15 protein-coding genes are annotated in these 13,510 nt (G+C 73.1%); 8 read left to right on the plus strand and 7 right to left on the minus strand.

Features of this window, described 5'->3' with window-relative positions; translation table 11 throughout:
- Positions 1–455 precede the first annotated feature (455 nt).
- The gene (locus ACIPXM_RS24875; RefSeq protein ID WP_401659198.1) at positions 456–989 is read left to right on the plus strand and encodes a hypothetical protein; all 534 of its coding nucleotides are present in this window, start codon (positions 456–458) and stop codon (positions 987–989) included.
- 24 nt (positions 990–1,013) lie between these two features.
- On the opposite strand, the gene ACIPXM_RS24880 is transcribed toward ACIPXM_RS24875, so the two are convergent.
- A complete protein-coding gene (locus tag ACIPXM_RS24880) occupies positions 1,014–1,541 on the minus strand; it encodes a GNAT family N-acetyltransferase (protein ID WP_401659200.1) in 528 nt (175 codons plus the stop codon).
- A 189-nt stretch (positions 1,542–1,730) separates the two neighbouring features.
- Between ACIPXM_RS24880 and ACIPXM_RS24885 the strand changes: the two genes are divergently transcribed.
- The gene (locus tag ACIPXM_RS24885; RefSeq protein WP_401659203.1) at positions 1,731–2,534 is read left to right on the plus strand and encodes a hypothetical protein; all 804 of its coding nucleotides are present in this window, start codon (positions 1,731–1,733) and stop codon (positions 2,532–2,534) included.
- A gap of 81 nt (positions 2,535–2,615) precedes the next feature.
- On the opposite strand, the gene ACIPXM_RS24890 is transcribed toward ACIPXM_RS24885, so the two are convergent.
- Both ACIPXM_RS24890 and ACIPXM_RS24895 read right to left on the minus strand, forming a co-directional pair.
- Positions 2,616–4,583 (minus strand): protease pro-enzyme activation domain-containing protein, encoded by a 1,968-nt coding sequence (locus ACIPXM_RS24890; RefSeq protein WP_401659205.1) that lies wholly within the window; start codon positions 4,581–4,583, stop codon positions 2,616–2,618.
- Positions 4,584–4,765: 182 nt separating this feature from the next.
- The gene (locus ACIPXM_RS24895) at positions 4,766–5,380 is read right to left on the minus strand and encodes a GNAT family N-acetyltransferase (RefSeq protein ID WP_401659207.1); all 615 of its coding nucleotides are present in this window, start codon (positions 5,378–5,380) and stop codon (positions 4,766–4,768) included.
- A gap of 223 nt (positions 5,381–5,603) precedes the next feature.
- On the opposite strand from ACIPXM_RS24895, the gene ACIPXM_RS24900 reads away from it, so the two are divergent.
- Complete coding sequence (locus tag ACIPXM_RS24900) at positions 5,604–6,806, plus strand: MFS transporter (RefSeq protein ID WP_401659210.1); 1,203 nt, start codon at positions 5,604–5,606, stop codon at positions 6,804–6,806.
- Between the two features lie 58 nt (positions 6,807–6,864).
- Entirely contained in the window at positions 6,865–7,308 is a 444-nt protein-coding gene (locus tag ACIPXM_RS24905; protein ID WP_401659213.1) for a heme-binding protein, read from the plus strand.
- A gap of 32 nt (positions 7,309–7,340) precedes the next feature.
- Here the strand turns inward: ACIPXM_RS24905 and ACIPXM_RS24910 are convergent, their stop codons facing one another.
- Entirely contained in the window at positions 7,341–8,198 is an 858-nt protein-coding gene (locus ACIPXM_RS24910; protein ID WP_401659216.1) for an SGNH/GDSL hydrolase family protein, read from the minus strand.
- The gene (locus tag ACIPXM_RS24915) at positions 8,195–9,022 is read right to left on the minus strand and encodes an SDR family NAD(P)-dependent oxidoreductase (protein WP_401659219.1); all 828 of its coding nucleotides are present in this window, start codon (positions 9,020–9,022) and stop codon (positions 8,195–8,197) included. Before ACIPXM_RS24915 ends, ACIPXM_RS24910 begins: the two co-directional genes overlap by 4 nt.
- A 70-nt stretch (positions 9,023–9,092) precedes the next feature.
- Here ACIPXM_RS24915 and ACIPXM_RS24920 point away from each other — a divergent pair, with 70 nt between their 5' ends.
- Entirely contained in the window at positions 9,093–9,608 is a 516-nt protein-coding gene (locus ACIPXM_RS24920) for a MarR family winged helix-turn-helix transcriptional regulator (RefSeq protein ID WP_401659222.1), read from the plus strand.
- 86 nt (positions 9,609–9,694) lie between these two features.
- On the opposite strand, the gene ACIPXM_RS24925 is transcribed toward ACIPXM_RS24920, so the two are convergent.
- Positions 9,695–10,360: a Tat pathway signal sequence domain protein gene (locus tag ACIPXM_RS24925; RefSeq protein ID WP_401659225.1), complete on the minus strand. Its 666-nt coding sequence runs from the start codon at positions 10,358–10,360 to the stop codon at positions 9,695–9,697.
- A gap of 478 nt (positions 10,361–10,838) precedes the next feature.
- On the opposite strand from ACIPXM_RS24925, the gene ACIPXM_RS24930 reads away from it, so the two are divergent.
- The 3 genes from ACIPXM_RS24930 to ACIPXM_RS24940 all read left to right on the plus strand — a co-directional run bounded on the left by ACIPXM_RS24930 (position 10,839) and on the right by ACIPXM_RS24940 (position 12,913).
- The gene (locus ACIPXM_RS24930; protein ID WP_401659228.1) at positions 10,839–11,540 is read left to right on the plus strand and encodes a TetR/AcrR family transcriptional regulator; all 702 of its coding nucleotides are present in this window, start codon (positions 10,839–10,841) and stop codon (positions 11,538–11,540) included.
- 228 nt (positions 11,541–11,768) lie between these two features.
- Positions 11,769–12,443, plus strand: a complete 675-nt coding sequence (locus ACIPXM_RS24935) for a DUF6230 family protein (protein ID WP_401659231.1) — start codon at positions 11,769–11,771, stop codon at positions 12,441–12,443.
- A gap of 2 nt (positions 12,444–12,445) precedes the next feature.
- Positions 12,446–12,913, plus strand: coding sequence for a DUF6114 domain-containing protein (locus tag ACIPXM_RS24940; protein ID WP_401659233.1), 468 nt, complete (start codon positions 12,446–12,448; stop codon positions 12,911–12,913).
- A gap of 178 nt (positions 12,914–13,091) precedes the next feature.
- On the opposite strand, the gene ACIPXM_RS24945 is transcribed toward ACIPXM_RS24940, so the two are convergent.
- The gene (locus ACIPXM_RS24945; RefSeq protein WP_401659236.1) at positions 13,092–13,442 is read right to left on the minus strand and encodes a winged helix-turn-helix transcriptional regulator; all 351 of its coding nucleotides are present in this window, start codon (positions 13,440–13,442) and stop codon (positions 13,092–13,094) included.
- Positions 13,443–13,510 lie beyond the last annotated feature (68 nt).

The raw sequence follows: 13,510 nt of genomic DNA on the forward strand, positions 1-13,510 counted from the left end.
GGCCGGACGAAGTCCCACTCAGCATCCGTCAGTTCATGTCGACGTATCACGACACCATGGTCCATCAACGGTGATCATTTGAAGACACCGCCTAGGGCCTGTCTGACAATTCGCGTCGGATCAGGCCGGGTCGTTCGGTGCGCGCGATCGGCGTGCGGCCGGGGCGCCCTTGTAGCGGAGCTACTTGGGCGTTTCGGCCGTGCGGCGCGCGCGCGTGCCGGGCGGGCCGGACCCGGGGTTCTTCGAAAGGCGAGCGGGCTGGGCCGCGAGGGCGGGCCGCAGGGCATCGAGGAGTACCTGGAGGTCAAGTACGTGGGCATCAACCCCTGAGGCCCGGTCCGGGCCGGGCCCGGGCCTGGTCCGACTCGCCTGCGGGAAGCCATACTTGGGGACTTCGCGCGTGACCGGGGCACCTGGAGCAACTGGAGTACCCGGAGTTCCTGGGGGGATTCGTCGTGGGTGTGGCGGACGAGATGCGGGAGGCGTCGTACTCGGCGTTCCTGCTGGGAGGCCTGCAAGTCGCTCTCGTGTTCTGGCTGTTGGGGTCCGTGTTCGCCTACGTGCACCTGGTGCGTACGGGCGCCGCACGCAACTCCTGGCCCGCGACGGCCCGTTACGGGAGCGACCTGCTGTGCTGCGTGGGGATGGTCCCCTGGTGGACCGGCCGGCTCGCCGTGGTGACGGCGTGCGCCGCCTCCGCCATGGTGCTGCTGTGCCTGCTCGACGGCTTCCTGGGGCCCGTCCCGTCCGGCGCCGCCGCGACGCACGCCCTGCTCGTCCTCGCGGCGGCCGTGGTCGCGGTGGCCCGGATCCACACGGCGGCCTCGCTCGACGGCTCGTTCGGCACCTGGTTCCTCACCTGCGCCGGGGTGTTCCTGCTGATGGTGTGCGCCCTGAGCGCGACCACCGACTCGGTGGGGAAGCGGTTCGGGCACGCGGTGTCCGGGCTCGCCTGCGTCGGCCTCGGGCTCAGCATGATGACCGTATGAGAGCCCGACCGGTCACCCGATAGGTCAGCTGGTGCGGGCGGCGCGGCGCAGCCGGGCGCGGGCCGGGTCCTGGGTGGGGCGCGGGGACCCGCCCGGCTGCTCGTGCGGGGCGCGGCGGACGAAGAGGGTGACGGTGACGCCCTCGGTGAATCCGTTGCGCCGCATCATGGTGGCCGATGCCTCGTTGCCGCCCTCCACGTCGGTGATGATCCGTGAGGCGCCCGCCGCGAACAGCGCGTCGCAGCAGCGGGTGACCAGTCCGCTGGCCACGCCCCGGCCGCGGGCCCGCTCCTCCAGGGCGATCCACTCCAGGTAGCCCCAGTCCTCGCGCTCGTCGTACGACAGCGAGCCGAGCACGAAGCCGAGCAGCCCCTGGTCGTCCATGGCCACCCAGCAGGCGTCCGGCTGGGCGTCCCAGTGCGCGGCCACCGAGGACAGCGACCACGAGGTGTACGGCATGGATTTGACGTCGTAGACGCGGTGGCCGAGGTCGAGCACGGCGTCGAGGTGGATCAGTTCCAGCGGCACGATCTGTACGGGACTCTCACTCATGCGGAAATCATGACATGAGGGGGCGAACCGGCAGGTGTGCCGTCCGCGCGTCGCCGCCCGGACGGCGCTGTGCGAGGTGCTGTGCGTGGTGCTGTACGGATGGTGTTGTACGGGTGGGTCCTCGGGGTTCATCGTGGTGACGCGCAAGGTCATGACCATCGGTGCCTCGTCACGTCCTCTGGAGTGTCCATGCAACGCCGTATGTTCGCCGCCGGTCTCACCGCCGCGGCAGCCGCCCCCGTCCTGCTGTCCGCCACCCCCGCGGCGGCCCACGACCGCGACCACGGGCACGGCCCCGACCACGACCAGGAGGGCCAGCTGCTGCGCGCCATGCTGGCCTCGCTGACGGCGGAGCTCGACGACCGGTCGGCGGCGCGGGCGCTCACCCCGCACCTGTACGACGTGGGCTTCGCGTGGGAGCCGCCGGTGGCCCCGCTGCAGAGCCTGGACTTCGTCCTCGCGTACGGCTTCGGCAACCGGCCCCCGGCCGGTGGCGGCGACCCCACGAAGGTGCTGTTCGAGCCGGGTCCGGTGAACGAGGAGCTGGCCGACACGGTGGCCCGGATCCGTCGCGCCCGGCCCGGGATACCGGTGTACGCGCAGTGGGAGATCGCCCGATTCCTGGAGTCCAAGTACCGGATGAGGAACGTGACGTCGATCGAGCCGGTGATCGCCCCCGACGGCACCATCACCTACCTCAGCACCGACGGGGTGGCCGCGCAGGTCGCCGCCGCGCGGGCGCACCTGCCGGGCGGGGTCGGCCGGGCGGCGGTCGTCGGCTTCCGCGACCACGTCAAGCGCTGCGTCCAGACCACCGTCGACCGCGGCATCACGGCCTTCGCGCCGCGCGGCTTCGCCATGCCGGAGACGTACGACGCCAAGTCGGGTCAGGCGTGGACCCGCCGTCGTGACCTGTACCTGGTGCACGACATGGTGGCGCAGTGGAGCGTGCTGCGGCAGAAGCTGATCACGCAGGCGTACCCGCAGGGCTGAGCCGCGCGCGGACCGACGGCCCGCACCCTTCGGCGAAGGGTGCGGGCCGTCGCCTTGCGCCGCTGGCGGCCGGTGTACGGCCTAGCGGCCGTTGTACGGGCGGTGGGCGCCGTACGAGCCGACGTACCCGGCGGCGGGGGAGCCGACGCCGGTCACCGGGTCGTAGCCGCGCACCGCGGCGAGGGAGCTGTCCTTGCCGAGGCTGCGCACCGAGGTGACCAGGCCGTCGGAGGCGTCCACGCCGTTGGCGAAGTCGTTGCGGGCCACGGCCAGGTCACGGTCCTTGCCCAGCGGGTGGTCGGTGACGTCGTGGTAGAGCGGGGAGCCGTACCGGGCGTAGATGCCGGGGTTGGCGAAGCCGATCGGCCGGTGCCTGGCCTGCTGGGCGAGTGCCTGGACGCCCGCGATGACCGGGGCGGCGAGCGAGGTGCCGCCGATGCGGTACTCGTCGTACGACACGGTGCCGTCGGGCCAGCTCTGCGTCTGGCCGACCAGGAAGCCGGTGTTCGGGTCGGCGACGGCAGCGATGTCGGGGACGGTGCGCATCCGGGTCGCGCCGTTCGCCTTGGCGAGCGCGTCGGGCACGACGTGCCGCTGGTAGCCGGGCTGGCGGACGGTCGCGCTGGTGCCGCCGCCCGCGCCGCTGGTGTACGCGCCGGGGAAGCCGGTCCAGGCGGTGCCGTCGGCGGACAGGGACGCCTTCAGGGTGCCCCAGCCGGTCTCGAACCGGTAGGAGCGGTTCTTGCCGACGGCGAGCGAGGTGCCGCCGACGGCCGTCACCCAGGCCGAGTTGGCCGGGGTGTCGACCTGCTTGGTGCCGGTGTTGGCGACCTCGTCGCCGTCGTCGCCGGAGGAGAAGTAGAAGCCGATGCCCTCGACGGCACCGAGCTTGAAGGTGCGGTCGTAGGCGGCGGCGATCTCCGGGGTCTCGTTGGCCTCGATGTCGCCCCACGAGTTGGAGACGATGTCGGCGAGCCGCCGGTCGACGATCTTGTTGAGGGCGTCGAGGAGGTCGGCGTCGTTGCAGGAGGCTCCCGCGACGTAGACGATCCCGGCGTCCGGGGCGACCGCGTGGACGGCCTCGACGTCGAGGGTCTCCTCGCCGTACCAGCCGGACGCGTCGCAGTCCTCGGTGTGGGTGTACTCGGCCGGGGTGACCTGGCGGAGCTGCCCGCCGCGGTACGCCTGGTCGCCGTTGCGGCGCGCGTAGGTCCGCGCGTCGGCGGCGATGGTCGGGCTGGCGAAGGCGTCGGTGATGGCGACGGTGACGCCGCGGCCGGTGTAGCCGCCCGCGCCGTAGGCGCCGCGCAGGTCCTTGCCGGTGTATCCCTTGACCGCGTACGGGACCTTGGCGCCGTAGGCGTCCGGCAGGGTGGTGGCGACGTTCGAGCCGAAGGACGTGGAGAAGGGGCCCGCGTTGCGGAATCCGGCGCCCGGTCCCGGCAGGGTGTCGTGGTGGGTGGCCCGGTGCGGGGCGGTGTCGAGGCCGGTCACGGTCAGGACCGCGTCGGCGAGGGCGCCCGGTGCGGACGGCGTGCCGGTGGGCGCGCGGTAGACCTTGGTGCCCTTGCGGTAGTCGTGCAGGGTGGTGGCGAATGCCTTCTGGGCGGCGGTCACGTCGCCCGTGACGGTTATGTAGTGCTCGTTCGTGCCGGTGACGGTGAGTCCCGCGCCCTGGAGCCAGCCGGTGACGGCCGCGACCTGCTCCGGGCTCGCGCCGAACCGCTGTCGCGTCTGCTCGGGCGTCAGATAGGCGCCGTAGCGCGGCGACGCCGGGTCGGACACGGCCTCGGCGTAGGCCGTGAGGCCGCGCGGGTCCCGTCCGGCCAGGTAGACGCGGGCGTCGACGCGGGCGGTGGCGGCGGTGCCGCCCCGGTCCGCCGACGGGGTGGCCCAGCCGGGCCGCGCGCCTTCCAGCGCGACCCGGCCGCCGGGTGCCGGGGTGGCGGCCTCGGCGGCCGGCAGTCCGACGGCGAGCGTGCCGGCGAGCAGCGGCAGCGCCGCCGCCATGACCACCCCTGTGCGCCGCGTGATACGGCTGCTTCTCATGTCGTCCCCTGTGGTGAGGCGTTCGCGTGCTGCGCACGAGGCGCAGCGGTACGCCGCCACTCTTGTCAGGATCAGTTCACGCCGGGGACAGGGAGTGATCAAGAGACGTCAAAGAGCTGTCCACGAAAAGGAATTGACGGGACACCACCGTGCACATCACGCCATCACACGGCCAAGCGTGGTCAGCGGGACGCGAGTTCGGCGTGCGCCGGGTGCCGGGGTCCGAGCAGCACGACGAGGCCGGTCCCCTCGGGCACCGGGCGGTTGGCGATGAGCCAGCCCGCGCGTTCGTAGAAGGCGACGGTCCGGTCCGCGGCGGCCGAGGTCAGCAGCCAGCAGCGGCCGCCGGGGCTGTCCTCGGTGACGGCCGCCAGGAGCCGCCCGCCGAGACCCGACCCGCGGCCGCGGCCCGCGACGGCCAGTTCGTCGACCTCCAGGGCGCCGGTCAGCCAGTCGGCGGTGGCCCGCTCGCCGAGGGCGGCGGCGACCCGCGGATAGCTGCGACCGGTGGGGAACGGGTCCGGGGTGGTCCAGGCCGTCGCCCAGCCCACGACGCCCACGTCGCCCACGTCACCCTCGCCGTCGAGCGCGACGGCGGCGCTGAAGCCGGGCCTGCGCACGTCGTCCGCGAGCCGCTCCAGATAGGCGTCGGCGCCGTCGGGCCCCTCGTTCCAGGGCGGGCCGCCGAAGGCATCCGCGTACACGGCCCGCAGGCCGTCCCCGTACCCGAGCAGCTCCTCGCCGGAGACCGTCCGCACCACCGCCGGGCCGCTCCCCGGCCGGATCGCACCGCTCACCGCACTCCCCCTTCTGCGCGCCAGTGAGCGCACCCTATGCGAGCCCGGCGCGGAATCGCTCCTTCCCTTCTCGCGCCTCCCCTCCGGGCACCACCCGGAGCGCGGCGATTACCCGCACTTGCAGATATAGAGCGTGTGCAACTATTGTCGAAGCGCGCTAACGGCTTACTCAAGCAACAAGCGCCTCGCACGTCGCACACTGCATCCACGGAAGGGATGAGCCATGCCGCTCGCTCTCCTCGCCCTCGCGGTCGGGGCCTTCGGAATCGGCACCACCGAATTCGTGATCATGGGGCTGCTGCCCGAGATCGCCGCCGACTACGGCGTCTCCATCCCCACCGCGGGCCTGCTGGTCACCGGGTACGCGCTGGGCGTCGTGCTCGGCGCGCCGCTGCTCACCGTCCTGGGCAACAAGGTGAGCCGGAAGCGGATGCTGATGCTCCTGATGGGGCTCTTCGTGGTCGGCAACCTGGTCTCGGCCGTCGCGCCGAGCTTCGGGATCATGCTCACCGGGCGGATCGTCGCCTCCCTCGCGCACGGCTCGTTCTTCGGCATCGGGTCCGTCGTCGCCGCCGGTCTTGTGGCGCCCGACCGGAAGGCCGGTGCCATCGCCACCATGTTCACCGGACTGACCGTCGCCAACATCGTCGGCGTCCCGCTCGGCACCTTCATCGGGCAGGCCGTCGGCTGGCGCACCACCTTCGTCGTGGTGGCCGCGCTCGGCGTGGTCGGACTGCTCGGCGTCGCCCGCCTCGTGCCCGCCATGCCGCGCCCCGAGGGCGCCCGGCTGCGGCGGGAGCTGACCGCCTTCCGCAACCCGCAGGTGCTGCTCGCGATGGCGATGACCGTGCTCGGCTTCGGCGGCGTCTTCGCCGCGATCACCTACATCGCGCCGATGATGACCGAGGTCGCCGGATACTCCGGGGGCGCCGTCACCTGGCTGCTCGTCCTGTTCGGCGTGGGCATGTTCCTCGGCAACCTGATCGGCGGCCGGTACGCCGACCGCGCCCTGATGCCCCTCCTGTACGTCACGCTCGGCGGCCTCTCCCTGGTGCTCGCGCTGTTCACCGTGGCCGCGCACCACAAGGTCCTCGCGGCCGTCGCCGTCGTCCTCGTCGGTGCGCTCGGTTTCGCCACCGTGCCGCCGCTGCAGAAGCGGGTGCTCGACCAGGCGCACGGCGCGCCGACCCTGGCCTCCGCCGTCAACATCGGCGCCTTCAACCTGGGCAACGCGCTGGCCGCCTGGCTGGGCGGCCTGGTCATCGCCGCGGGCCTCGGCTGGACCGCCCCGAACTGGGTCGGCGCCCTGCTCGCCGCCTCCGCCCTCGGCCTCGCGCTCTGGTCGGCCGCACTGGAACGCCGTACGCACCGGCCCAGCGCCCCCGCTCCGGCCGCCGCCCCCGCCCGTACCCCCGTCCACCACTGACTCACCACTGACTCACCACTCCCCCCACCCCCTCCCCCATCCCTCGAGGAGAAGCGCCATGAGCACCACGACCGACACCGTCACCACTCCCGCCCTCACCCCGCTGACCAGCACCGACGCCGACATCCTGCTGACCGCCGCGCGCCGGGCCGCCGACGCCGCCGGGGTCGCGGTCAGCGTCAGCGTGGTCGACGCGGGTGGCCACCTGCTCGCCTTCCGGCGGGACGACCGCGCGGTGCTGATCTCGGGCGAGACCAGCACCCGCAAGGCGTACACGGCGGTGCAGCTGGACGCGCCGACCGCGGATCTGGTCGATCTGGTGAAGCCGGAGGGCCCCTTCCACTCGCTGCCGACCGCGCTGGAGCGCCCGCTCCTGTTCATCGCCGGGGGTGTGCCGGTGCACCGCGCGGGGCGGCTGATCGGGGCGATCGGCGTCGGCGGCGGGGCGCCGGAGCAGGACCACTCCTTCGCCACCGCCGCCGTGGCCGAGCTCGGGGCCTGATCACCGGGTCTGACCACCGGGCCCCTACGGGGTCACAGCTCCGCGAGGGCGCGGATCACCTCGGCGGCGAGTTCCCGCTGGCCTTCGAGAGTCAGATGGACGCCGTCGTCGAGATGGCGGCCGGTGGCCGGCGGTCGGGTGTCGACCGTCGGCTCCGGCCGTTCGCGCAGTTCCTCGGCGATGGCGGTCACGTCCGCGTCCCGCCAGCTCAGCCCGGCCCTGCGGAACGGCTCGAAGGCCGCGACCCGGTCCTCGTCCACCGGTGTCGGGGTGAGCCAGATCCAGCGGGCGTCGGGCGCGAGCGCCCGCAGCGCCGTCAGGTTGCGCCGGGTCTCGTCGAGGCTCACCAGGGTCTGTGCGCCCGGGCGTTGGACGTCGTTGGTGCCGAGCAGGCAGAACACCCAGTCGGGCCGGGCCTGGCCGAGCGCCGGGGCGAGGGTACGGGCCTGGGTCGTCGTGCAGCCGGAGACGGCCAGGTTCGTGACGCTCACCCCCTCGGGCAGCAGCGCGGTGAGGATCTCCAGCCAGGAGAGCCGGTCGGCGGTGGTGCTCTCGCCGAGGGCGACGATCCGCTGCCCGGCGGTGAACGGCAACCGGCCGATGGCCGGGGCGAGTTCGGGGTCGGCGCGCAGGGTGTCGGCCGCGCCCCGGGCCTCGGCGGCGAAGGCGGCGAGGCGCTGCTCGTACGCCTCCGGGGTCAGCCCGAAGAGTCCGGCGACCCGGTCCTCGGGCAGCCCGTACAGATAGGGCAGATTGCGTTCGGGCCGCTGGAAGCGGAGCAGTTTGGTGAGCATGGCCTCGCGGACGTCCGGCGGCGGGCCCGACGGCACCCCCGCGGCCGTCGGTACGCCCTGGGCAACCCGCTGCGTGGCGCGCGGAGTCGTCGTCATGCGATCACCCGCCCGCCGGTGAGGTCGAGGGTGGCGCCGGTGATCCAGGAGGCGGCGTCGGAGGCGAGATAGACCACGGCCTCGGCGACGTCCTCGGGCCTGCCGATCCGGCCGAGCGGGAAGTCCGCGGCGAGCCGGGCCCGTTGGTCCTCCGTCAGGTACTGGCGCATCCGGTCGTTCAGGACGGCGGACGGTGCCAGGCAGTTGACCCGGACGCCGTGCCCACCGACCTCCTGGGCGAGGTGCCGGGCGAACATCAGGACGCCCGCCTTGGCGACGGCGTACGCCGCGTTCGCGCCGCCGGGGACGCGTCCGGCGGTGGAGGACATCAGCACGACCGTGCCCGAGCCGCGCGCCACCATCGCGGGCAGGAAGGCGGAGACGGTCAGGAAGACCGAGGTCAGGTCGGAGTCGATGACCGACCGCCAGCGGTCGACGCCGAGCTCCACGGTGGGTACGGGGGCGCCCTGGCCGCCCGCGAACGGGGCCAGGATGTCCACCGCGCCCAGCTCCCCGGTCACCAGGTCGTGGAGGAGTTCGACGGCCGCCGGGTCGGTCACGTCGGCGGGGGCGGCGAGGGCCTGCCCGCCCGCCTCGACGATCGACGCGACGACGGCGTCGACGGCGGCCTTGTCCCGGCCGGTCACGGCGACCTTCGCGCCGCGCGCGGCGAGCGCCCGGCAGGTGGCGGCACCGATGCCCCGGGATCCGCCGGTGACCAGGGCGACCTTGCCCTCGATCCCGGGCGCGGGCCCGGCGGGGAAGGCGGCGAGGGCAGCGGCCGGAGAAGCAGAGGGAGGAGAGGGAGGAGGAAGAGAGGTCATGAGCGCATTCCATTCACTCGACAGAATGATTCAGCTAGGTGAATCGTTCTCGTCGCGTACGATAGCCCGCGTGAGCACGACGAGGCAACCGAGCGAGGAATCCGGCGTGGCGGCACCGCGCCCCCGGGGCACCGCCTTCCTGCTGGCCCAGCTCGGGGCCCATGCGGCGGGCCGGTTCGCCGAGCGGGTGGCCGCGCTCGGCCTGACGCCGCCGGACGTGGGGCTGCTGCGCATGATCGCGACCCGGCCGGGGCTGAGTCAGCGCGCGCTCGCCACGGAGCTCGGCGTGGTGCCCAGCCGGGTGGTCACGCTGATCGACCAGCTCGACGGCAAGGGCCTGGTGGAGCGGCGGCGCAGCACCGAGGACCGGCGCAACCACGCCCTGCACCTGTCGGCGGACGGGCAGCGCGTCCTGGCGGAGATCGGGACGGTGGCCGGCGAGCACGAGGCCGACATCTGCGCGGGTCTCGACGACGCCGAACGCGCGGTCCTGACCGGCCTGTTGGAGCGGATCGCCGAGCGGCAGGGACTCACGCCCGGCGTGCACCCCGGGTACCGGGGCATGGCGAAGGGGCGGCCCCGGTAAGCCCTTCGGCTCCGGGGCCGCCCACCCGCCGGCCGACCAGCGGTCAGTCGGCGCTCAGTCGGCGGTCAACCTGCCTTCGGTCCTGGTCAGTTGACGAAGACCACCGGGCTGCCGGCCTGGCTGGTGTCGCGCACCGGGCCGTACTTGGCGCTGAAGTAGCCGTTGGCCGGGCAGGTGCCCGGGCCGCTGAACTTGGTGAACAGCTGGTCCTTGAAGGTGAGCGAGTTGTCCGTGTTGGACGGGGTCGCCGTGAGGCTGCCCGCCCGGTAGACACAGGTGGTCACGCCCAGGATCGTGTTGATCTTCAGGGTGGTCTGGATCGGGCCCGCCGCTCCGGCCGTGACCGTGAGCGAACCGCCGGAGACGACGGCCGCCGCGAACGGCAGGTTGTTGACCGTGATGCTCTGCACGCCGGTGGCGCCCACGATGTTGGTGGTGCAGCTGGCGAGGGTGTGGGCGCTGACCGACTCGGTGGCGGTGCCCGGCGCGGCCGGGTTGCCGGTCACCGACGCGGTGAACGCGGAGGTGTTGCAGGTGATGCCGGTGCTGCCGCCGAGGGTGGTGGCGATCTTGGCCGTGGCGCCGGTGGCCAGGGAGGCGGAGAGCACGTCGCCGGTGGCGACGGCGGTGCCGCCCGCACTGCCGGTGGTCAGCACGTTCCCGGCGTTGGCGGTCGCGGAGGCGGTGGTGGTCACCGCGAGCACGGCGGCGACGGCGGTGCCGAGGACGACGGAGAGAGCACGCTTGTCCATGGGGGTTCCTTTCGCACAGGGCGGAGGGTGCACGGAGGGTCGGGACCGCGACGGTCGGCGCGACGGCGCGGGAGGAACGCACGGCACGGGAAGCGCGCACGACACGGCGTGCGGGCCTGGGGATCGCCGTACGGGAGAGGGCCGCGCGGGCGGCGGACGGGCTCGGGCGCACGTGTCCGGCCGCGCGGGAATGGGTCGCGGCGCGGCGGACGGGCTCGGGCCGCGGGCGACAGGTGGCGCGGGAGCGCCACGGTGGCGACGCCACCGCCGGAAGGTTCCGGCGCCACGGATCCCCGGCGGCGGTGTCGCGATACGAGGTGGAGCGTAATACTCGGTGTGCGGTGCGCGGCGGGGGGCGCATCCCGTCCCACGGGGGTGCGGCTCCACCGTTGCTCGCCCGGAGCACCGAGAGGAAAACCCACGAGGGTTGTAATCCTGTCGAGTATGTGACGTCAACAACCGCAGAAGGATGTGGCCGATGACGAGCGTTCGCGATGCCGAGGAGGATCTCGTCCTGCCGGGGGCGCGCACGGGGCGCGAGCCCGAGCGTTCGCTGCGGCCCGGACCGCGCCGGCTCACTCCCGAGGAGGTGGCGTCACGGCAGCGCGAGCGGCTGCTCGACGGGGTGGCGCGGACGGTCGCGGCGAACGGCTACACCGGCGCGCGGATCAGTGACATCTGCCGGGCCGCCGGAGTGACCCGTCCGGTCTTCTACGAGCTGTTCTCCGGCAAGGAGGACGCGGTGCTCGCCGCGTTCCGCGGCGGCACCGGCACCGTGGTGCGGGCGATGGTCCGGGCGTACGAGGGGGCCGGGGGCGCGGTCGACTGGCCGGTCGCGGTGCGGGGCGGGCTCGGGGTGCTCCTGAACCTGCTCGCGGAGAACCCGGTGTTCGCCACGATGGTGGTCGAGATCGAGTCGGTGGGGCCCGCGGGGCGCCGGGCGCGGGCCGAACTTCTGGCCAGTTTTCGACGGTTCTTCGCGGACGCCCCGCCGGGCCCCGTGACGGTGCCGCGGGCCGCTCTGGTCGACACGGTGGTCGGCGCCGTGCACGCGGCGGTGCTCCGGGCGGTGGACGAGGGACGGTTCGACACGGCGGCCGACGGGAGTGTCGCGGCGGGTCTCGCGGAGCTGCTCGACGTCCTCGTCCATGTGGTGGTGGCGCCGTTCCAGCGCGTCTGACGGAGTGCCGGCCTCCCCTCCGCCGGCCCCCGCCGACGCCTGAATGATCGTCAACAGTCTTTTGTTACCGGGGAGTTGACGGGCCGGATTAACCGCGCGTACGGTCCGTTTCGGTCCCCTGCGGCACCGCCGCCTCCGTACGCGTCCGGGAAGACCCAGGTGGATGGGGGACCGTCCGCGCCAGGACGTCGCCGCGCTCCGTTTCCTCATCGATGTCAGGAGCAACGCATGGCCCTGCCCGAAAACACCCCCGACCCGGGGGCCTCCTCCGCCGTGGCGTCCGCACGGGCGGCCGACGCCACGGACCGCCGCGGTGGTGTCCGTTACCGCCGCGCCGCCCTGATGGGCGTGCCCGCCTTCCTCGCCGCCTCGACCCTGGTGGTGCTCACCGCGCAGGGCGCGCTCGCCGCCCAGTTCGCCATCTCCGGCATGCCGTTCACGGTGACCGCGACCTCGCTCGAGGGCGAGGGCTTCGGCCAGTTCGGGGCGCTCGACAACATGGCCGAGGGCAGCCCGAACGCGGGCGACACCGGCGGCCAGGTGCTCGTGATCGTGACCGCGTTCCGCGAGGCCAAGCTCTCCAACCTGTGCCAGAGCGTGGAGCTCGGCGGCACCCATCTGCTGATCACCGCGGGCAACAAGAAGGACCGTCCGGTGAAGGCGTCCGGTCTGACCACCGACTCCACCGAGATGGCCGCCAAGCTCGCCGAGTTCAAGAACATCGAGATCGGCGGCGACGCCAGCACGTACGACAAGCCGCCGATCAAGGGCCCGCTGGGCTCGTTCGGCCAGCAGGCGGACAGCGTGACGATCACGGACGTGCGGCAGAACAACTACGCCACCACCGCGACCCGGTTCACGCTGCCCGATCTCCACATGGGCTTCAGCTCGAAGGGCTGCTGAGCGTGGCGGCCGACACCGAGGAGTCCGTCGCCGGACCTGACGCCCCGGACGCGTCCGGTGCCACGGCGCCCGACGGGCGGCGGCATCCGTGGCGGACCTTCCGGCGCTGGCGGCACCGCCGGCCCTTCGGGGCCGGGGTGGCGCTCGCGCTCGGCGGCGCGGAGATCCTGCTGACCCAGCGGGCCAGCATCACGGTGATCCTCTCCGCGGGAGCGGACAGTCTGATCGGCTATGTGCTGCCGATCATCATGACGGTGTGCGGACTGCTGATCGTGTTCAACCCCCGTCAGCGGCTGTTCTATTCGGTGATCGGCGTGCTCGCGTCGCTGGCGAGCTGGATGACGTCCAACCTCGGCGGCTTCTTCGTGGGGATGCTGCTCGGCCTGGTCGGCAGCTCCCTCGCGTTCGGCTGGCTGCCGGACCGGCCGGGGCGCCACGCGCTGCCGTGGCGCCGGAAGCGGGCGGCCTGAGGGCACGCGCCCGAGGGACCGGGTGGGTATGCGGGCGGGCGCCCGCATACCCACTTTTTAGTGGGTACTTGTCGCCCCGGCGGCCCCGGGAGAGTCTGGAGAAGCCCGAGGGGAACACCCCGGAAGGACCGCGGAAACCGAAAGGAGCAGGAGAACAGCGGGACCTTGAGAAGCGCGCTCAGGAAGCGGCGCGCTCCGCGACCAGCCGCTCGATGCGGCGGTGGCCCCAGTCGGAGAGCGGGGCCAGCGCCTCGGAGAGGATCCGGCCCTCGTCGGTCAGCGTGTAGACGGTCTTCGGCGGCACCACGTCGTGCACCTCGCGGTGCACGAGGCCGTCCGACTCCATCTCGCGCAGGGCCTGCGTCAGCATCTTCTCGCTGATGGCCGGGATCTCCCGGCGCAGCTCGCCGGGCCGTCGCGGCCCCGATTCGAGCAGCCAGAGCAGCCAGGTCTTCCACTTGCCGTCGATCACCGCGACGGCGGCGCTCACGCCGCACAGATCGGTCTCCCTGGCCCGGCCACGCGTCATGGTCCGTCCCCCGTCCCCTCGTTCTTCCCGGCCGTACCGGTCGCACCGGTCGACCCGCTTCGGCCGAC

Source organism: Streptomyces sp. NPDC090025, from assembly GCF_044748125.1.
In the GTDB taxonomy this organism is placed as follows: domain Bacteria; phylum Actinomycetota; class Actinomycetes; order Streptomycetales; family Streptomycetaceae; genus Streptomyces.

Excerpts from the sequence above, each read along its gene's own strand:
- ACIPXM_RS24925 (WP_401659225.1), bottom strand. The coding sequence starts at position 10,360 with ATGGACAAGCGTGCTCTCTCCGTCGTCCTCGGCACCGCCGTCGCCGCC.
- ACIPXM_RS24880 (WP_401659200.1), bottom strand. The coding sequence starts at position 1,541 with ATGAGTGAGAGTCCCGTACAGATCGTGCCGCTGGAACTGATCCACCTC.
- ACIPXM_RS24935 (WP_401659231.1), top strand. The coding sequence starts at position 11,769 with ATGGCCCTGCCCGAAAACACCCCCGACCCGGGGGCCTCCTCCGCCGTG.
- ACIPXM_RS24885 (WP_401659203.1), top strand. The coding sequence starts at position 1,731 with ATGCAACGCCGTATGTTCGCCGCCGGTCTCACCGCCGCGGCAGCCGCC.
- ACIPXM_RS24915 (WP_401659219.1), bottom strand. The coding sequence starts at position 9,022 with ATGACCTCTCTTCCTCCTCCCTCTCCTCCCTCTGCTTCTCCGGCCGCT.
- ACIPXM_RS24910 (WP_401659216.1), bottom strand. The coding sequence starts at position 8,198 with ATGACGACGACTCCGCGCGCCACGCAGCGGGTTGCCCAGGGCGTACCG.
- ACIPXM_RS24890 (WP_401659205.1), bottom strand. The coding sequence starts at position 4,583 with ATGAGAAGCAGCCGTATCACGCGGCGCACAGGGGTGGTCATGGCGGCG.
- ACIPXM_RS24900 (WP_401659210.1), top strand. The coding sequence starts at position 5,604 with ATGCCGCTCGCTCTCCTCGCCCTCGCGGTCGGGGCCTTCGGAATCGGC.
- ACIPXM_RS24945 (WP_401659236.1), bottom strand. The coding sequence starts at position 13,442 with ATGACGCGTGGCCGGGCCAGGGAGACCGATCTGTGCGGCGTGAGCGCC.
- ACIPXM_RS24930 (WP_401659228.1), top strand. The coding sequence starts at position 10,839 with ATGACGAGCGTTCGCGATGCCGAGGAGGATCTCGTCCTGCCGGGGGCG.
- ACIPXM_RS24905 (WP_401659213.1), top strand. The coding sequence starts at position 6,865 with ATGAGCACCACGACCGACACCGTCACCACTCCCGCCCTCACCCCGCTG.